This is a genomic window from Paenibacillus silvae (assembly GCF_014639235.1).
GTDB lineage: Bacteria > Bacillota > Bacilli > Paenibacillales > Paenibacillaceae > Paenibacillus > Paenibacillus silvae.
In genome coordinates, this window is the sequence record NZ_BMFU01000011.1 from 1 (window position 1) to 15,755 (window position 15,755).

The 15,755-nt window shown below is 44.8% G+C and carries 16 protein-coding genes; 3 read left to right on the forward strand and 13 right to left on the reverse strand.

Annotated elements, in window-relative coordinates:
• Positions 1–221: hypothetical protein (locus IEW26_RS30450; protein WP_229730014.1), on the forward strand; the 221-nt coding region annotated here is incomplete at its 5' end.
• A gap of 20 nt (positions 222–241) precedes the next feature.
• On the forward strand, positions 242–1,225 hold the full coding sequence (locus tag IEW26_RS24510) for a serine hydrolase domain-containing protein (RefSeq protein ID WP_188594272.1): 984 nt from the start codon (positions 242–244) through the stop codon (positions 1,223–1,225).
• 286 nt (positions 1,226–1,511) lie between these two features.
• Here IEW26_RS24510 and IEW26_RS24515 read toward each other — a convergent pair whose 3' ends face one another.
• Positions 1,512–2,102: a TetR/AcrR family transcriptional regulator gene (locus tag IEW26_RS24515; protein WP_145405510.1), complete on the reverse strand. Its 591-nt coding sequence runs from the start codon at positions 2,100–2,102 to the stop codon at positions 1,512–1,514.
• 157 nt (positions 2,103–2,259) lie between these two features.
• Here IEW26_RS24515 and IEW26_RS24520 point away from each other — a divergent pair, with 157 nt between their 5' ends.
• The gene (locus IEW26_RS24520; RefSeq protein WP_188594273.1) at positions 2,260–3,180 is read left to right on the forward strand and encodes a ketopantoate reductase family protein; all 921 of its coding nucleotides are present in this window, start codon (positions 2,260–2,262) and stop codon (positions 3,178–3,180) included.
• A 147-nt stretch (positions 3,181–3,327) separates the two neighbouring features.
• Here the strand turns inward: IEW26_RS24520 and IEW26_RS24525 are convergent, their stop codons facing one another.
• The 12 genes from IEW26_RS24525 to IEW26_RS24580 all read right to left on the reverse strand — a co-directional run bounded on the left by IEW26_RS24525 (position 3,328) and on the right by IEW26_RS24580 (position 15,752).
• On the reverse strand, positions 3,328–4,362 hold the full coding sequence (locus IEW26_RS24525; protein WP_188594274.1) for a hypothetical protein: 1,035 nt from the start codon (positions 4,360–4,362) through the stop codon (positions 3,328–3,330).
• A 46-nt stretch (positions 4,363–4,408) separates the two neighbouring features.
• On the reverse strand, positions 4,409–5,362 hold the full coding sequence (locus IEW26_RS24530; protein WP_229730015.1) for a class I SAM-dependent methyltransferase: 954 nt from the start codon (positions 5,360–5,362) through the stop codon (positions 4,409–4,411).
• A 5-nt stretch (positions 5,363–5,367) separates the two neighbouring features.
• On the reverse strand, positions 5,368–6,216 hold the full coding sequence (locus IEW26_RS24535; RefSeq protein ID WP_188594276.1) for an FkbM family methyltransferase: 849 nt from the start codon (positions 6,214–6,216) through the stop codon (positions 5,368–5,370).
• 38 nt (positions 6,217–6,254) lie between these two features.
• Positions 6,255–7,067, reverse strand: coding sequence for an ABC transporter permease (locus IEW26_RS24540; protein ID WP_111273623.1), 813 nt, complete (start codon positions 7,065–7,067; stop codon positions 6,255–6,257).
• Between the two features lie 4 nt (positions 7,068–7,071).
• Positions 7,072–7,881, reverse strand: coding sequence for an ABC transporter permease (locus IEW26_RS24545; RefSeq protein WP_111273624.1), 810 nt, complete (start codon positions 7,879–7,881; stop codon positions 7,072–7,074).
• Positions 7,878–8,864 carry an ABC transporter ATP-binding protein gene (locus IEW26_RS24550; RefSeq protein ID WP_145405515.1) on the reverse strand — a complete coding sequence of 329 codons (987 nt, stop codon included), beginning with the start codon at positions 8,862–8,864 and terminating at the stop codon, positions 7,878–7,880. Before IEW26_RS24550 ends, IEW26_RS24545 begins: the two co-directional genes overlap by 4 nt.
• A gap of 32 nt (positions 8,865–8,896) precedes the next feature.
• Entirely contained in the window at positions 8,897–10,075 is a 1,179-nt protein-coding gene (locus tag IEW26_RS24555; RefSeq protein WP_188594277.1) for a radical SAM/SPASM domain-containing protein, read from the reverse strand.
• Positions 10,076–10,117: 42 nt separating this feature from the next.
• Complete coding sequence (locus IEW26_RS24560; RefSeq protein ID WP_188594278.1) at positions 10,118–11,206, reverse strand: radical SAM protein; 1,089 nt, start codon at positions 11,204–11,206, stop codon at positions 10,118–10,120.
• A gap of 27 nt (positions 11,207–11,233) precedes the next feature.
• The gene (locus IEW26_RS24565) at positions 11,234–12,349 is read right to left on the reverse strand and encodes a UDP-glucuronosyltransferase (protein ID WP_188594279.1); all 1,116 of its coding nucleotides are present in this window, start codon (positions 12,347–12,349) and stop codon (positions 11,234–11,236) included.
• 44 nt (positions 12,350–12,393) lie between these two features.
• Positions 12,394–13,752 carry an ATP-grasp domain-containing protein gene (locus tag IEW26_RS24570; RefSeq protein ID WP_188594280.1) on the reverse strand — a complete coding sequence of 453 codons (1,359 nt, stop codon included), beginning with the start codon at positions 13,750–13,752 and terminating at the stop codon, positions 12,394–12,396.
• Positions 13,749–14,000 carry an acyl carrier protein gene (locus tag IEW26_RS24575; RefSeq protein ID WP_188594281.1) on the reverse strand — a complete coding sequence of 84 codons (252 nt, stop codon included), beginning with the start codon at positions 13,998–14,000 and terminating at the stop codon, positions 13,749–13,751. Before IEW26_RS24575 ends, IEW26_RS24570 begins: the two co-directional genes overlap by 4 nt.
• 690 nt (positions 14,001–14,690) lie before the next feature.
• Positions 14,691–15,752, reverse strand: coding sequence for a hypothetical protein (locus IEW26_RS24580; RefSeq protein ID WP_188594282.1), 1,062 nt, complete (start codon positions 15,750–15,752; stop codon positions 14,691–14,693).
• Positions 15,753–15,755: the final 3 nt, after the last annotated feature.

The following is a 15,755-nucleotide window of genomic DNA, read 5'->3' on the forward strand; positions in this document are numbered from 1 at the left end:
GTACAGATTTCGCCATACGCAAGTATCCTAGCTACGCAGGGGCTTGGCCCCTCCTGCGACCGGACTTTCACCGGCTAGAAGATGCGTGCTTAGCTGGGCACGCTGCAAATGAAAAAAGAGATCTGTGTCAGATCTCCCTAATTCAATTTTATCACAAAGGCGAAAAAACTATCAGTCTTGTTTTAACAGTAATTACCTATATGATAAAAGATATAAATTAGGAATACTGGAGGATGAATCATTGCGAACTATAGAAAGCGAAATTCATGATTACTTTACATCTTTGGAAAAGAACGAAGAGTTTAGTGGCAGTGTGTTGATCTCTAAGGATGAGAAAGTATGGTTTAATCGTGCATATAACTTTGCCAATCGAGAGCACCAAGTCAAAAATACACCTGAGACCAAGTTCAGAATTGGGTCGATAACCAAGCAATTCACAGCAATGGCTATCATGATACTTCAGGAGCATGGTGAACTAGACGTAGCAGATCATGTCTCAAAATTTATACCCTCCTACAAATACGGTGATCACATTAAACTGCATCACTTATTAACACATTCATCAGGTATCCCTAATATTACACAACTCCCTGATATTAAGAGATTAATGAAGCAACCAACTACCACTGAACAAACCGTTCGTTTAATAATGGACTTGAAACCTGAGTTTGTTCCAAATTCTAAATTCCAATATAGTAATTCAGGTTACATTTTGTTGGCTTATATTATAGAAAAAACTACAGGACTTACTTATGAAGAATTTTCAAGTAACCAAATCTTTTCACCACTGGGTATGAAGAATTCAGGCTGTGATAACCATAAAGCAATAATATCTAACAGGGCGCAGGGTTATGAATATGATAATGGCATTGTTAATGCAGAGTATATTGATATGAGTTTTCCAATGGGTGGTGGAAATCTTTATTCTACAACTGAAGATCTATTCAAATGGGACCAGTCATTGTACACAGAGAGATTAGTTACAAGGGAAAGCCTTGAAACCATATTCACTCCCCATTGCTTTGGATATGGTTATGGTTGGTTTATAGATGGAAATCAGGATCGGAGAAAATTGTTCCACGGCGGCGGAATTGTCGGTTTCAAAAATGAGATCACCCGTTATGTAGATGACAGGATTACAATCATCCTTTTAAACAATTTATCAACGACAAATATAGAAGAGATTAGAAATAATCTAACAACAATTCTTTTCCAAAAGCACTAGTTCACTACACCATATACTGAGGAGAGTATATGTTAGTGTGAATAATGACATGACCGTATGGGACTATATATAATTTATTTACATAGTATAAAAATATAGCCTGAATTCAAGAGAATTCAGGCTGACTGGTTTTACAAACAGATAACTGTGGCTTTAAGATACTAAACCTTAACCAACATTACCACCCTGTCCACATGCATCGCATATGGGAAACGATCCTAGTGTCAGGGATTCTGTTACAATAAGTTCCTCATTCTCTTTTCTTTCAATTTCTCCCTCGTCCCCCTTACTTCTTATTCGAATCAGAGCGCTGCGGATTGGCCTTGCCAAAGATATGATACGGGGTTATCCCCTTTGCAAATAGGCTATCGATCAGTCCGACCAATTCTTCTGACGATAGATCTTTGCCGTTGCGTATCCAAAGACGAAACATAGATATTAATGTTGATATGTAAAACTCAATGATATATGGTGCTAAAGCATCGTTTGTTGGAAAATCCACAATCAATCGCTCAAATGGAATTTCTCTTTTCAGACGTTCAATAAAATGAACTGAACCATAGTCGCCCAAGAGTGCTTTCAGAACTAAAATGTCCTCTGCACTTTCCAAGCATTGAAGTGCATCTTGGAAAGTATGCGTAGAAAACTCTCTGCCTGCCATTTCCTCGTTAATGGAGTTCAAGATACGCTCTTCAACATAGTCCAACAACTCATAGATATCCGTGAAGTATTGATAAAATGTACTGCGATTATATCCTGATTGCTTGGCAATCTCTTGAATGGATATTTTTTCGATGGGTTTTCGGCTGTATAAATCGCAGAATGCATTTACAAATGTCTGCCTTGTTTTGTCCGTCATTTCAGGTTGCTTATGCATGATTCCCCTCCATTTTCTGTTCAATCCGTCCAACCCATCATACGACAGATATAAAAAATCTGATGGTTGATGAGTGTGTAGTCAATCCATACAATAACATTATACAACACGTTGTTGGATCATCAACAAGGACTGAAATACATTTTTAGGAGGTAATATGAGAATTTTATTCTTAGGTAGAGGTGTCATATCGACCCAATATGCTTGGGCTTTTGAAAAGGCAGGACATACAGTAGAGTTTTACGTCAGAAAAGGGAGAAAAGAAACCTTTGGAAGCCATATAGAGCTTGAAATGTGGGATGCACGAAGAGGAAAACAGCTCATACAAGAAAGCTGGAACGTCAAACTGCATGAGGAAATTAGCCCAAATTATGATCTCATTATTGTGAGTGTCAACACGGAACAACTTCCAAAAGCAGCACAATTGCTATCGACCGTTGCTGGAAACACTCCTGTCCTCATATTCAATAACATTTGGTTAGATTTGAAATCATCGATCTCACCCTTGTCTATGAACAATGTGGTCTTTGGGTTCCCAGGAGCCGGCGGCGGTATTGCCGACAATAGGCTTAGAGGCGGCTTTTTGAAAATACTTTTTCTTGAAAAACCACGGGCAGGCACTGAACATATTAACAACAAGGTGAAGGAACTATTTGAAAGTGCCCATTTTAAAATTAATTGGATCAAGGATATGCAAAACTGGCTATGGAATCACTTTGCCATGAACGCGGCGATGGAAACCGAAGTGTTAAAAGTGGGAAGCTTTCCAGCAATCTTGAATCATCGTGACTCATTCGCAAATGTTGGGAAAAATATGAGGGAAATTGTGCCTGTACTTAAAGCAAGAGGTGCAAAGATTGATATGATTTCTCTCCTGCTTACCAAGACTCCACCTGCACTTCTCGGCACGCTTTTTAACAAGGTTATTTTGGCAAAGGGCAGCATACCACGGCTTATCATTGAATACAACAATAGCAAACCAAATTTTGCGGTACTTGAAGTTGTGAGAGAAGCCAAAAAGTTAGGCATACCTTTACCGCGTCTTACTAAGGCACTTGAAAACATTGAACAACAGTAAAGCTATTGAAAGCAAAACACGAGACCCTTACCAATATCGCCACCGCTTCTACATGACTAGTGTGCTGTAACAAAATCAAAACAAAAAAAACGGCATCTCTGCCGTTTTTGTTTAAAGTGTTGATGCAGACAGCGGCGGCGGCTTCCCTTATATAGAAGCCTTTAACATTAAAAATAATTGATTATGAAAATGTACTTCATTCGTATATATTTTTGTAAATAAACCAATGCACTTGTCTATGCTTTCCCCAGTGAACTTTTGGGACATGATGGCTTTATTCGAATAGATCCTTACTGTCTTCCAGTCACGAATAATTTGGTCCAATAACGGGTCAAGCGTATGTTTTGCATTGATTTGATCAATGTTGTACTTATAGAGCGTATTTAACCTGTATTTCTCAGAACATTTTCTATAAATCGTACTGCTCAGTGTCTCAATAATCGTTTCATTTTGTATAATGAGCTCGTAATTTTCTGCGAGCGACAGTATATTATTCAAACTGTCCGTTATTTCATTTTGATACCTGCACATATTTTCTACGAATGTATGGATGGTTGTGTGTGCTGACTTCTTATTGTTCAAGATCTCATGATTACCGGGGGGCACTAGCGCATATTCCCAAAAGTAGTCTGGCATCTTTACGTGTTCCGAAGTCATGCATGACGATTTGAATTCTGAAAATGGCAGAGAATATTGTCTGTATTCTGTAATATCATCAACCGTATATATTTCCTCGTTCGTAAGATTGAAGCCATAGACAAAAACAGGGTGCAGTCCATGCTTTTTGTTATAGTAAAAGTCTCTCCCACGTTGATAAAATAAATCAATGAATATGGAAATCGGATGACCACTAGAAATAGAGTTTATGATCTCATCTTGTAACGTATCTAGTGCAGGGGATTTTTTACGAATAGAGATCCCCATTTCCTCAAGGATCCGATCTCCCTCCTCAAGATCCAGCACCTCTAACTTGAAATATCCTCTTGTTTGTATTTTTTGTTTATCAAATCTATAAATAGTAATGACATTATTCAAAATCGGCAGTTCATCTTTTTTAAAATATCTGGCAAGCGTTAATAACAAATTGTAGCCGCAATTAAAATAAGGAAAATTATGATGAGGAAACATTTTTGTCATGCCGTCGAAGGGCTGAAAGGTGTCCAGGGAAACAATTTCTTCCATACAATAGTTCTCCTAACCTAAAATTATTGTTGATATTACGGCTATATTACCTCTTAACAAGGTTCATCATACGGTATTGCCGCGTTCCAGCCTTCATCTCTTCATATTTCTTCGAGCCGGGCAATGCGATGAAATCATGAATATCTCCAATATTCGTGCTCGCTTTGGCGTTGCTCGCAATGCCTTGTGTGCCAGTACGCTGCTTCGCACTCTCATCACATGATAAAAGAACATTCGAAGTCACATCCTGATTACGGATTACAGACAGGCCTGTTTCCTCTAACAGCCTGACGTTCTGCGCTACCTCATCTCCCTGCATCAGCTCCGTATACAGAAATACGCCGCCAGCTCTCATGATCCGGTACACCTCTTCATAGAAGCGTGATCGGTTCGGATAGGCATGCGCGGATTCTATATTTAACACCACATCGAAGCTCTCGTCTGCAAACGGTATATTCTCCGCATCGCCGACGAGATACAAAGATTCATCTCCTCGGGATTTGGCATTGCAATAGGCAATATTCGCCGGGCAGATGTCGAGACCGACAATAGACAGCGGCTTAAAATATTTAGACAGAGCTGCTATGTTCCCTCCCCTGCCGCATCCGATGTCGATCACCTGCCGCTCCCGAATCGCCGTCCTGCCCACTGTCTCAAGCAGCAGCTTGACTGAGTTTCTATTCCATGCATCGCCCGGCTCGATCACCGCATGTTGCTCACTCCCGTCCGGGACGTAACCATAATTTAAGAAGGTGGCGAATCGGCCTATACCGGACAGCCCAAGGGAGTGCGAAATCTCGCTATAATCCCGAATTTCAGCCTCTTTCCGGTTCCAATCGGAAGGGTGGGCAACCTGCTCACGCTGGTCGAGCATCGATACATAACGATCATCAATCGGATATACCGCATCGCAGCTGCAGCATTGCAGCAACGCCTCCGACTGGACCAGCACACCCTTGCAGCTGGAGCATACCAACCTTGCATGCAGATGCTGTAGCATGACGATCACCCAGCCGATATATGCATTTGATTCAATGCGTACACATTGTAGTAATTGGGGATGTTCAAGTCTTCGTAGTAATCGATCAAGACATGGAAGCCGTTGGAGCGGAAGATGTTCTCGAGCCTGCTGATCTGTTCTCCGTCCAGTCCGTGTACCTCCATTACAATTTGCCTGATTTTGCCCCAATCCTCCGGCTCTATGCCTTCCAGAACCTCAAATTCACTTTTTTCCACGTCGATTTTGAGCAGATCAATGGGGTTCAGATCGTAATAACGGATCATTTCAGAGATCGTAGTTAGCTTGCATCGATGGATTTGTTCATTCAGAAGCTTCGGGGACATAAGTTGATCCACAAACCGGTTTAGCATGCGCGGGTCATCGAAATGATCCCGGTAATGGTTGATTAACCCGTATCGGAGATCCAGATCGTGGTTATCCCGGTATTTGATCTGGACAGAATCCGTGGACATCGTAGGGAAATAGGCAAACTCTGCTTCCTTAATCTCATTGGAAAGCCCGACGTTAACCGTTGTTACGCGAGGCAGCGAGCTCGTATTCATCTTCAAGAGCTCAAACGTCGGAGGCAGAGGCTCAAAGGAATATACCCTGCAGTTGCTCTTGCTGCTGACATACAGGGTGAACATGCCGATATTAGCCCCAACGTCCATGACCGTGCCATGATCCGGGAGCGTAATCCCGTGCTTGAAATACATCTCCTTCTGGAAAATCTCGTTGTAGAGGAACTCGGTCTCTCCTTCGTTGTTTTGATAGATTTCGATCCCGTTGTGTAGTCGCTTCTTGGCAGTATCCTCTGTCCGCGGCGAAAAGCTCTTGTACTCCATCCTGCTCATGCACTTCACCCTCTCAACCATTTGTTAGTGGCATTTCTCTAACTGCTGGCGCTCTCGTAGTGCCTGACGGCCAGCTTCCAGAACAGCCTGACCATTAGAAGCGATATCACAGGAGCTGCAAAAATCCATACCCCAAGGAAGAAGTCCAAGCGGTCGATCAAATAAACCGACGGCATGTTGGTGATAAACAAGATAGGCACGACATACAGTCCTATTCTCTGCAGCCATTTGGGGTATATGTACATCGGCATATTGTTCAAATCCCAACATTTGTCCAGTATGTCGAAGATCGAACCGGACTTCACCGTCCAGAAAGCAAGAATTTGCGGAAGCAGAAGCACCGAGTACATCACGATCGTGCTGCTCAAGATCACGCCGATATATCCGGCCAAGTGCATAAAGCTTGGCTCGATGCCAAGCCGCCGCCAAGCCAGGACGATCATCGTGATCCCGGCGATCAGGTTCGGAATTGGAAACGCGTAGTTAACGTTCCGGAATGAAATCATGAACTGCAGCGATAGCGGCTTCGTCATATACAAGTCCAGCGTTCCGTTGCGGATATGGCCGGCGAATCTATAAAAGTTATCCATAAACAATCCTGTATAGATTGCGATCATAATCGTATAGGTCCCGGTGAAGATCATCATCTGGTCGGGAGAAATGCCATTAATTTCAATCCCCAGCCGAAAAACGAAGATGACATAGATCAGCTTGGTAAACAGAAATACGGTCTCCATGATCAAACCGGAGTAGAAATTCGCTTTGTATTCCATATAACCGACCAAACTGTTCTTTGCGAAAATAAAAAACATACGTACATGCTTCCGAATCTCACTCAAGCTGATACTCACAGACCTAACCTCCAACGGCTACATATTTCTTCATCCCGGAATCCCAAGCCAATTTAGAAATGACCAAAAGTACCACTACCCAAACCGCCTGTACCAGGAGCCCGCTCACGATCTCATGAACCTCCAAGCTCCCGAGGATGATCTTAACCGGGAAGAATACGACATACTGGAACGGTAAATAGCTGGAGATTGTGGCAAACGTATCTCCGAAAATATTAAGCGGAAAGATGGCGCCGCTGAGCAGATAGACGCCTTGGTTGAACGCGATATACACGCCCCAAACCTCAGTAATGATGAACGCGAGCGCACTAATCGAATAAAAAAGCAGGAAGTTGATGAGCATTCCGAACAAAATACTGACCAGGAACATAACGATCTGCCCCACTCTGAGCGGAAACCCCCAGATCTGAGTAAACACGGTCATCAGTATGACGAATAAGACAAGCACGACCCCGGTCTGAACCGTTTTCTCACCGAAGAAATTGCATATCCGATAGCTGAAATAATGAATGGGCTGAGCGATAAACTTGCTTAGCCCGCCCGTCTTGATATCATTCGCGATCTCCCCTTCGAAGCCGGCAGAAACCAGCTTGGAGACGACACCGGACAACACGGAATAAATGATGATCTGTGAATACGTATAACCGTTAATAATCTCTTGCGGCGAGCTGCGGAACACAGCTGTCCAGAGGAAGCATTGGACGAGTATGATAAAACCGCCGCTGATAATGCCCATCAGGAAATCGGTCCGGTACTCCATCGCATTCTGAAGCGCAAGGATGTAAGTCCTTTTATACTTCTGCAAGGCTTTCATGTCTGGACCCCATCTTTCTGATATAAGCTTTCGATGCCTCTCTCGACAGGTACATCTTCAACTGTGAAATCAAGGATCGGGAACCGATCCAGTATCATTTTGGAAAGCCGCTGGAGGTCATGCTTATCAATTTCCATGACGGCATTCATGCCGTCATGTTGAGTAATCGTGCCATAGTCGCTTAACGCTTGCCTCGGCACTTCATCCGTAAATTGCAGCTTGATAATCTTTTTGGCATGCAGCAACTCGTTCACACGCCGAAGATCGCCGTCGTATACGATCTTCCCCTGATTGATGATGATCGCTCGCTTGCATAGATCCTCAATATCCGCCATGTAGTGGCTTGTCAGAATGACCGTTGCCTTCGTCTGCTCGTTATAATCCTTCAGAAACTCCCGAATGCGCTTCTGCGAAATCAGATCAAGTCCGATTGTAGGCTCATCCAGGAAAATCACCTTGGGCCGGTGGATGAGCGACGCAATAAGCTCCATCTTCATCCGTTCCCCCAGCGAGAGTCTCCGCACCTGAATATTGAGCAGGTCTTTAACGTCAAGCATCTCCGTAAGCTCATCCAGGACAAGGTTGTAGGGCTTATCCTCGATCTCATAGATGCATTTGTTCAGGTACAACGATTCGTTCGCCGGTAAATCCCACCACAACTGCGATTTCTGTCCCATCACGATCGAGAACTGCATCTTGAATTCTTTTTTTCGCTCCCAAGGGACATAGCCTAATACCGTCGCTTGCCCGCTTGTCGGATACAAGATGCCGGACAGCATTTTAAGCGTAGTCGTTTTGCCGGAACCGTTCGGGCCTAAAAATCCGACCATCTCACCCTGCTCGATTACAAGGGATATTTCGCTAACCGCTTCTTTGATTAGTGATTTCCGCTTCACTAAATTTTTGAGCGATTTTTTGAGCCCCAGTTCTTTCTCGTAATACTTGAAGCTTTTGGATAATCCCTCCAGGTGGATAATGCTCACTTGCGCACCTCATTTATGTGAATTTAGAATCGTTATACACCGTGCAAATGCAAGACACTGCACTTGGAACAAGCAGGTGTCAGTCGTTCGTCCATCATTTCCCTTATCCTTCTGTAGGTCATGCTATGCCATAATTCCTGTACGGACGCTTCATGTAAGTTGCCGATCTCGAACTCCTTGAAAAATTTGCACGCAACAATCGTTCCATCAGGCGTAATATCCATCCGATTCGAGAGAGCCAGGCACTTCTTGTTCATCGTGCCTTTCCCCCTCACCTCTTTGCCAAGAACGAAATCTTCGATCTGGTCATGATCCAGATTCGGCTGGTAGCGTAAACGCATTTTCCAGACCCGATTATTCACCCGGTCCAACTCGCTCATCAATGCAGGGATACGCTCTGGATCGAGTTTGTAGTTAAAGGCGTGCCAGCTTCGTTCGCCCTTGTGCCCGCTCGCCGGAAGGAAGTCGAACTTCTGGTCAAAGTAATCGTCCATTCCCTGCGTGCATTCGTCCGAGATGTACCATGGGAAGCAGACCATGACCATGTCTACACCGACGCCCTCCAGAAAGTCCAGCAGATCGTAAACCTTGTCGGTCATAGCATCGTTCACGACGGTATGGATCGTAATTTTGCCCCTGAACCGGTTTTCCTTGCGCAGCTCGATCAGCTTCCGGATCGCATCTATCGCCTTGTTAAATACCCCTTTGCCGCGAAGCGCATCATTCTCTTCTTCGAAGCCATCAAGCGCAATGAGCAGCTCCAGGTTGTCGGAGATTCTCAGCAAGGCGTCCAGCTTTCGCTCGATCAGCACCGCGTTCGTGCAGATCGTCGTCTCGCGAGGATGGGCTTCAAGCAGATCGGCCAAACGGTCGAAATGGCTGTATACGAGAGGCTCGCCGCCCCAGATATAGAGTCTTGACTTGGCTGGTTCCGTCTCAAGAATTAGCTTCTCCAGCAGCCCGTAGTCGAGCTGTTCGCGCTGCTGCTCCGGTGTCATGAAGTGATGGTAGCCGGTGTCGTTCCATTGATAGCAATGCTTGCAGCGCAAGTTGCATTGGTTTGTCAGTTTAATCCCGACAGACTCTGGCAACGGTGTCGCGTAACCCGCTATTTTCTCCATGTTCCGCTTGGTTTCCACCGTATTCTTGATCGTACGCTTCAATATTTGCAGATCCTTTGCGGAATGCTTAATCTCAGATTTCGGATTCATATCAACACACCCTTCTTAAACGTAATAGGTCATTCACATGAATCAGTAGATATAATACCTTGAACAAGCCGTACAAATCGGAAGCATATTTTTTTTCATATACGCGCGATACTCTTTGTAATTGTCACTGCGCCAGATATCCAGCAGATTATCTTCGTTCACGTTGCCAAAGGTCAAATCATAGAAGGCATGGCAGGGCGAAACGTCACCCCTTGCCGTAATCTCCGCATAAGTCCATGGTAGGGAGCAGCGTTTTCGTTTATCCGCCATCTGATGGAATTGTCCCGAGAAATAGTTGTGCAAGTTCTGTTCATCTATCGTCTTCGGATAGGTAATCACATCGATACGGTTTTTCAAGCAATAGTCTTTAACATTATTGAGCTGTCTCGTCAATTCTGGAATATCGATCTGGCTGAACGAACCGATGTCTTTCCAGACCATCCCCTTGGCATACGGAGCTTCATGCACGCCGAATTCCTCGCTAAGAACCTCCACATATTGGGCATACTGCTCTTCCGTGGCATAGAGCTGCACCTCCATGCTGATATGGTCCAACATCGACAAGTCGATATGCTTAAAGAAAAATTCCTCAACGTACATATAGTTCAAGGGCGTAATGATATACGATACACCCATCTTCGGAAATTGCTTGCCTTTGCTTTGCCGGAGCTCATAGAGCTTCTCGATCCCTTTGATTACTTTCTTGAATACGCCTTTGCCCCTCTGCCTGTCGTTGATTTCCTCAGGGCCGTCGAGCGACACCCATATCTTATTGGGCGGAGTCTCGACTAACATCTCGGCATGCTTCTCAAGCAGGGTGCCGTTCGTGGGGAAGTCCGCTATGCTTCCATAATGATTGATCATGGCGAGAATATCGCTCAGCCAAGGGTACATGAGCGGCTCGCCGCCGAAGAAATCGTAATACGGCTTGCCGGGGCTGCACTCGATGATGATCTTTTTGATTAGCTCCGGGTCCAGCTGCGCTAATGTTTTTTTGCTTTTGTAGGGCCCTTCGAGACCCCATTCATAGCACATCTTGCATCGCAAATTGCACTCCTCCAGCAGCTGCAGGACGATCCATCTCGGATAGCTTACCGTATCCTTGGCAACACTCAATGTATTTAAGCTCATCGCATAACCCCTTCTGCCATTGAAATCTTACCTCTTCGTCAAGGCAACCCTCGAACAATAGTGATCCACATAATTCGTCCGTTCACCGGGCCTGTTCTTGATCGCTTGATGCATCTCCTTAAGGATATCTACAGAAAAATCCATCTCTCGCCACTTCTCGTAGCGTATTCCGAACCCAAGCGACTCCCACAATTCCAGATTGCTGAGCTCATGACTGCCGAACGGCTCCAGAAGAATAAGAGGGGTTTCGGAGGCGAGCGAGTCGATCAATGTGCCCGCTCCCGGCTTGGCCACGATAGCCATCGCCTCAGAGGCGACGTCAAATAACCAATGATGATCAGCCTCAGCAGCGTATGAATTCGTATTTTCTCCTGCTATTTCAATATATGGCGGAAATTCGTGCAGGCCGTTCGCGCTCTTCACCCAAGAACACCATTCCGGATCGTTCATCCAATATCGGTGATCGGGATCGGGCTTCGCTTCCTTCCAGTCGTAAGCTACAATATCAAGCCCATAGTTATGACCGGCAAGCTCTGGAATTGTACTTTGATAAGTGCCCATCCCCCAGCCGCCGCCATGAACAACAAGCCGTCGCTTCCTAGATTCGAAGGGCAGTGGCGTACTTGGAAGAACCGGGATTTCGTATCGAACCGCCATTTTATAGGTGTCATAGAGACAAGCATTGTAATAATGCTCGTCATACCGGGGATGAAACTTCTTCAGGCTCTTCCAGGACGGGGCCAGATCTGAATCGACGTAGAGCAGGTCGACATGAATTGGATTCGGCAGCATCTTCTCCCTATACAAATCCAGAATATAGACCCAGTGTCCGGATAGCGATATGAATTCGTAGCGTTCTTCCGCTTTCCACGCCTCCAGCAATAGCTCGACCTGGGCGTAATCTATACTCCCCCGGATATCCATCGGCATTCGGGCCGATAAATTGGCAATGGCGAAATTATTGTGGTACGCCGTTCTGCTGTCTGCAATATGCTCCCTCTTGTCATGCTCCAAATAACTTTCGAACACGAGCACTTCCGTCGCGATATCCCTTTTCCCGAATTCGCTTGCGGCTAACAGGCCGGGAATATAGAACCCCAGACCGAAACCCGAGCATAGAATCGTTACTTTCCGCTTCCCCATAAACTCTCTTCCTCCATCCCTGGTTTCAAGCACTTCGGAATTCATCAGCGGGCGATCTTGAAGGATAACGACAACAGAACCTCCTCAAGCTTCGCGGACAATCGTTCGTTATCCCCTGTCCCCTCGATCAGCGAATAATACAATCTGCCCTTCACCTGCTTATTTCGGATCCCCTTGCACTCGCTGACGACCTTGTTAATAAAGAGCGTATTCGCGCTTAACGGTAGTATGCCAAACCCTTGATCAGGCTTATATAGAATACCCTCGCGGTCCAGCGATTCCAGCAATTGATCGAATGATACATCCCCTGCAAACTGTAAGGTCGCATGTGTCATGCTCCCGGCCGTACCGTGTTGCTCGAGATACCGATCAACGTAATGCTTGATCAGACTCATCGATCTCCTTGCATTGACCTCAACAATCGGAACGATGCGACCGTCTCTTAGCAGCATCGAATCGACGCATACGTGCCCGTGATAACCCGACTGGTAAAGCTCTCGAGCCGCCAGCTTCATTACATCAAAGTACTCCGCTTCGTGCAGCTTATGAAGCAGCCTGTCATCGGCTGTATAGGAGCCTTGGTAAGCGAAATTGTGATTGACCAATTGCTGCACAGAGATATGCCGGTACGTACCGTCCGGATCGATGTGGAATTGGCAAGAAAAATCCAGCTCCTTGAGGAGGAACGGCTCAATAATAAACCGAACCGTTCTTCCCTTTCTGCACTGATCGGCGAGATAGGATGTGACCCGCTGCAGAATCGCTTCCGACTCGATTAGCAAATTGCCCTTCCCGGATACCCCAAACTCATCTTTGATCAAAAAGGGACCTTGTTTCAGCAGAGCCAAGCCGCTTGACAGCAGCTCTTCGTGGGAATAGACCGTCTGGCTGTCACACTGAAGCTCAAGGCGACGGTTCAATTCGGTTGAATATAGCTTAGAATTGACTGTCTGAACCGTCTCGACAGATGGACAATCCTGTTCCAGCCCCAAACGCATAGCAGCACGTTCCGCCCCCGGAATGAGCGCAAAGGGCGACAACCTGGCGCCGTTCAGCCAGTCTGGATCCATGTCACCCACATGATCAGTTGTGGTGAGCAGGTCGAATATATTGGCGGTTCTGCCTGCGCTTCCTCCATCAGGACGCTCAAGATCGGTTGAATTGGACAGAAATTGGAATCCGATCTCATGCAAATACGCTTTATGAGAAGTGTTCATTCCATAACGGGTAATGAGCCTATCCTGCGCCCCGCAAAATGGGAAGAGCAGCTCATCCATGGCCATCACGACATTCTCCATTTCAGCATCGTGAAACGACGGCAGTTTGGCTTGATTAGGGTCGCGCCAGAAGCGTTCCGCATCAAACGTCCCGATAATGAGCTCGAACTTGCGTCTATCGTTCATGCAGATGCCGTCTTCTGCAGCTCCGAGATATAATTGCAAAAGATTGTAACCGATTCCATGCAATCGAATTCGAATTGTTCGAAATCAATTTCAATGCCGAAGCGCTCCTCCACCTTCAATAAGAAAGTAATTAGCTGTAAAGAGTCCAATCCCCCGTCTTCCATGATGCTGGAATGCCCGTTCAAGCTGATTTCCAGCTGGGCGTCGTCCTTGACTTCGCTTATCATCGCTATGATCTGTTCTTGCATAGCTACCTCCCGTTTAATGGATATATTGACCCTATATAAGTTGAATAAAGACTTTACACATTCCACTCCGATGACAGAACAACCTTCCAATCGCTGTTATCCCCAGATTTTTTCGATTCCCCTTTCTAAAAGGGAAAATCCGGTGATAAAGGCGACCGCTCCGCTTTTTCAGTTTTTTTCTGTCCTCTTCGTTCACGTGTAAATGAATAGTTAAACTTATATAGTAATAATGGATCGTTCTAGTGAGTGCATTATGCAAACTGATCGCCGGTTCCAAGTTCATGATGGTGGCTTCCGGCAGATTCTTCAAATTAACTGGCTGTTCATACGTAAGGTTGTTGAACGATGCGTTGCTCCCAAACGAAACAGGTATGGTTCCAGGCATGAATCACAAGATGTCGGGTCAAATACCAGGAGAGATTCTTGAGGTGAGTGGATTCGCTGTGGTTGTGCCGAAAAAAAGAGCTTGAAGCAATGCGGATCGCTGAAAGACAAGAAGGCAATAGGCTGTCAGCAAACGGAATCTTTAGGACAAGAGTAACGGTTTGGCTTACTCAATACGCTGTATCGCAACGATTATAAGCCCGGCATCACTCCCTCCACAAATATGCCCGGATCACCACCGGCTTCGGACTAAGGCTTCTATTCGGGTGCAAGAAGAGATATCCACAACTGACATCATCTGCTCCCTCAACATGACTGAATGCCTACCTTCTTCAACCATCGTTCAAGGAATATGGATTCTTCATTTTCTATACTCGTAATCAGCGTTTGAAAACTTTCGGAAATACTCGTATCCCTTGTCAAATTATATTTCATCGCTACGTTCACAAGTATCTTTGCCTTAAGTTCAATGTCTGTGAATTCATCTATATGCTCCTGATTTAAATTAATTAAATGCCGATTATCGTACAAGTACTTGAGTCTTAGCGTCATTAACTTCTTATGATCATAAAGTAAATGAAAAGGTCTTATATCAAGCATAGCCTTCTGTTCCGATGTCTCTTTCGCATAATTTAATAGAGTTGTGTATATTTGCATGCCGAAGTCAAGATTATGCCTGTCGCCCCCATAGTTGAACATCTCCCAATACTCTGGCGTTTTCTTAGTGAAATAATTTCTTATCGAATTCACCAGGGTATCTGCACTGAATTTATCCTGATGTTGCTCATTGAATGTATACAGATAAACCATTTCTCTAAGATAATCATGATTGGTTGTTAGATGATTCATCTCGAACGCAAGCTTGAAATCAGTAAATGATATCTTAGTCTGACTATACACGCCGTTCTTAAAGAAATCGGAAACATACAATATCTCTCTATCCAAATCATAGCCGTAAACAAATATGTCATGATGCAATTGAAGTTTATTGTAGCGATCGCTTAGGGGCACGTAGAAATAATTGACCATGGTGTGCACATAGTTATTCGCATTAATGTTTTCTATAATAAAATGAATAACCGAGTCCCATTTCGTTGTTACCGTATCTCTATGTAACTTTTGAGTAGTAATCCATTTGCACGAATCCGAAGGCCGCAGCTCATAAGTCACAGGGAAATAAAAATCTCCCCAATGATGTTTATAATCTTTGTTAATATATAATTGGATATAATTGCTAAATATCCATGGATGTGCGCACTTGTAATGGGTAAGTATGGACAAGAGATGAGCATGCTGCGTATAGGTTGTAATCATCGGATAACTGACCGGCAATATTTTGCTGCCTAACGTTTGAGTTGAATTTTTCAACCT

Coding starts and splice junctions, on each gene's coding strand:
- IEW26_RS24515 (WP_145405510.1), bottom strand. CDS start 2,102: ATGCATAAGCAACCTGAAATGACGGACAAAACAAGGCAGACATTTGTA.
- IEW26_RS24520 (WP_188594273.1), top strand. CDS start 2,260: ATGAGAATTTTATTCTTAGGTAGAGGTGTCATATCGACCCAATATGCT.
- IEW26_RS24525 (WP_188594274.1), bottom strand. CDS start 4,362: ATGGAAGAAATTGTTTCCCTGGACACCTTTCAGCCCTTCGACGGCATG.
- IEW26_RS24530 (WP_229730015.1), bottom strand. CDS start 5,362: ATGCTACAGCATCTGCATGCAAGGTTGGTATGCTCCAGCTGCAAGGGT.
- IEW26_RS24535 (WP_188594276.1), bottom strand. CDS start 6,216: ATGAGCAGGATGGAGTACAAGAGCTTTTCGCCGCGGACAGAGGATACT.
- IEW26_RS24545 (WP_111273624.1), bottom strand. CDS start 7,881: ATGAAAGCCTTGCAGAAGTATAAAAGGACTTACATCCTTGCGCTTCAG.
- IEW26_RS24555 (WP_188594277.1), bottom strand. CDS start 10,075: ATGAATCCGAAATCTGAGATTAAGCATTCCGCAAAGGATCTGCAAATA.
- IEW26_RS24560 (WP_188594278.1), bottom strand. CDS start 11,206: ATGAGCTTAAATACATTGAGTGTTGCCAAGGATACGGTAAGCTATCCG.
- IEW26_RS24565 (WP_188594279.1), bottom strand. CDS start 12,349: ATGGGGAAGCGGAAAGTAACGATTCTATGCTCGGGTTTCGGTCTGGGG.
- IEW26_RS24570 (WP_188594280.1), bottom strand. CDS start 13,752: ATGAACGATAGACGCAAGTTCGAGCTCATTATCGGGACGTTTGATGCG.
- IEW26_RS24575 (WP_188594281.1), bottom strand. CDS start 14,000: ATGCAAGAACAGATCATAGCGATGATAAGCGAAGTCAAGGACGACGCC.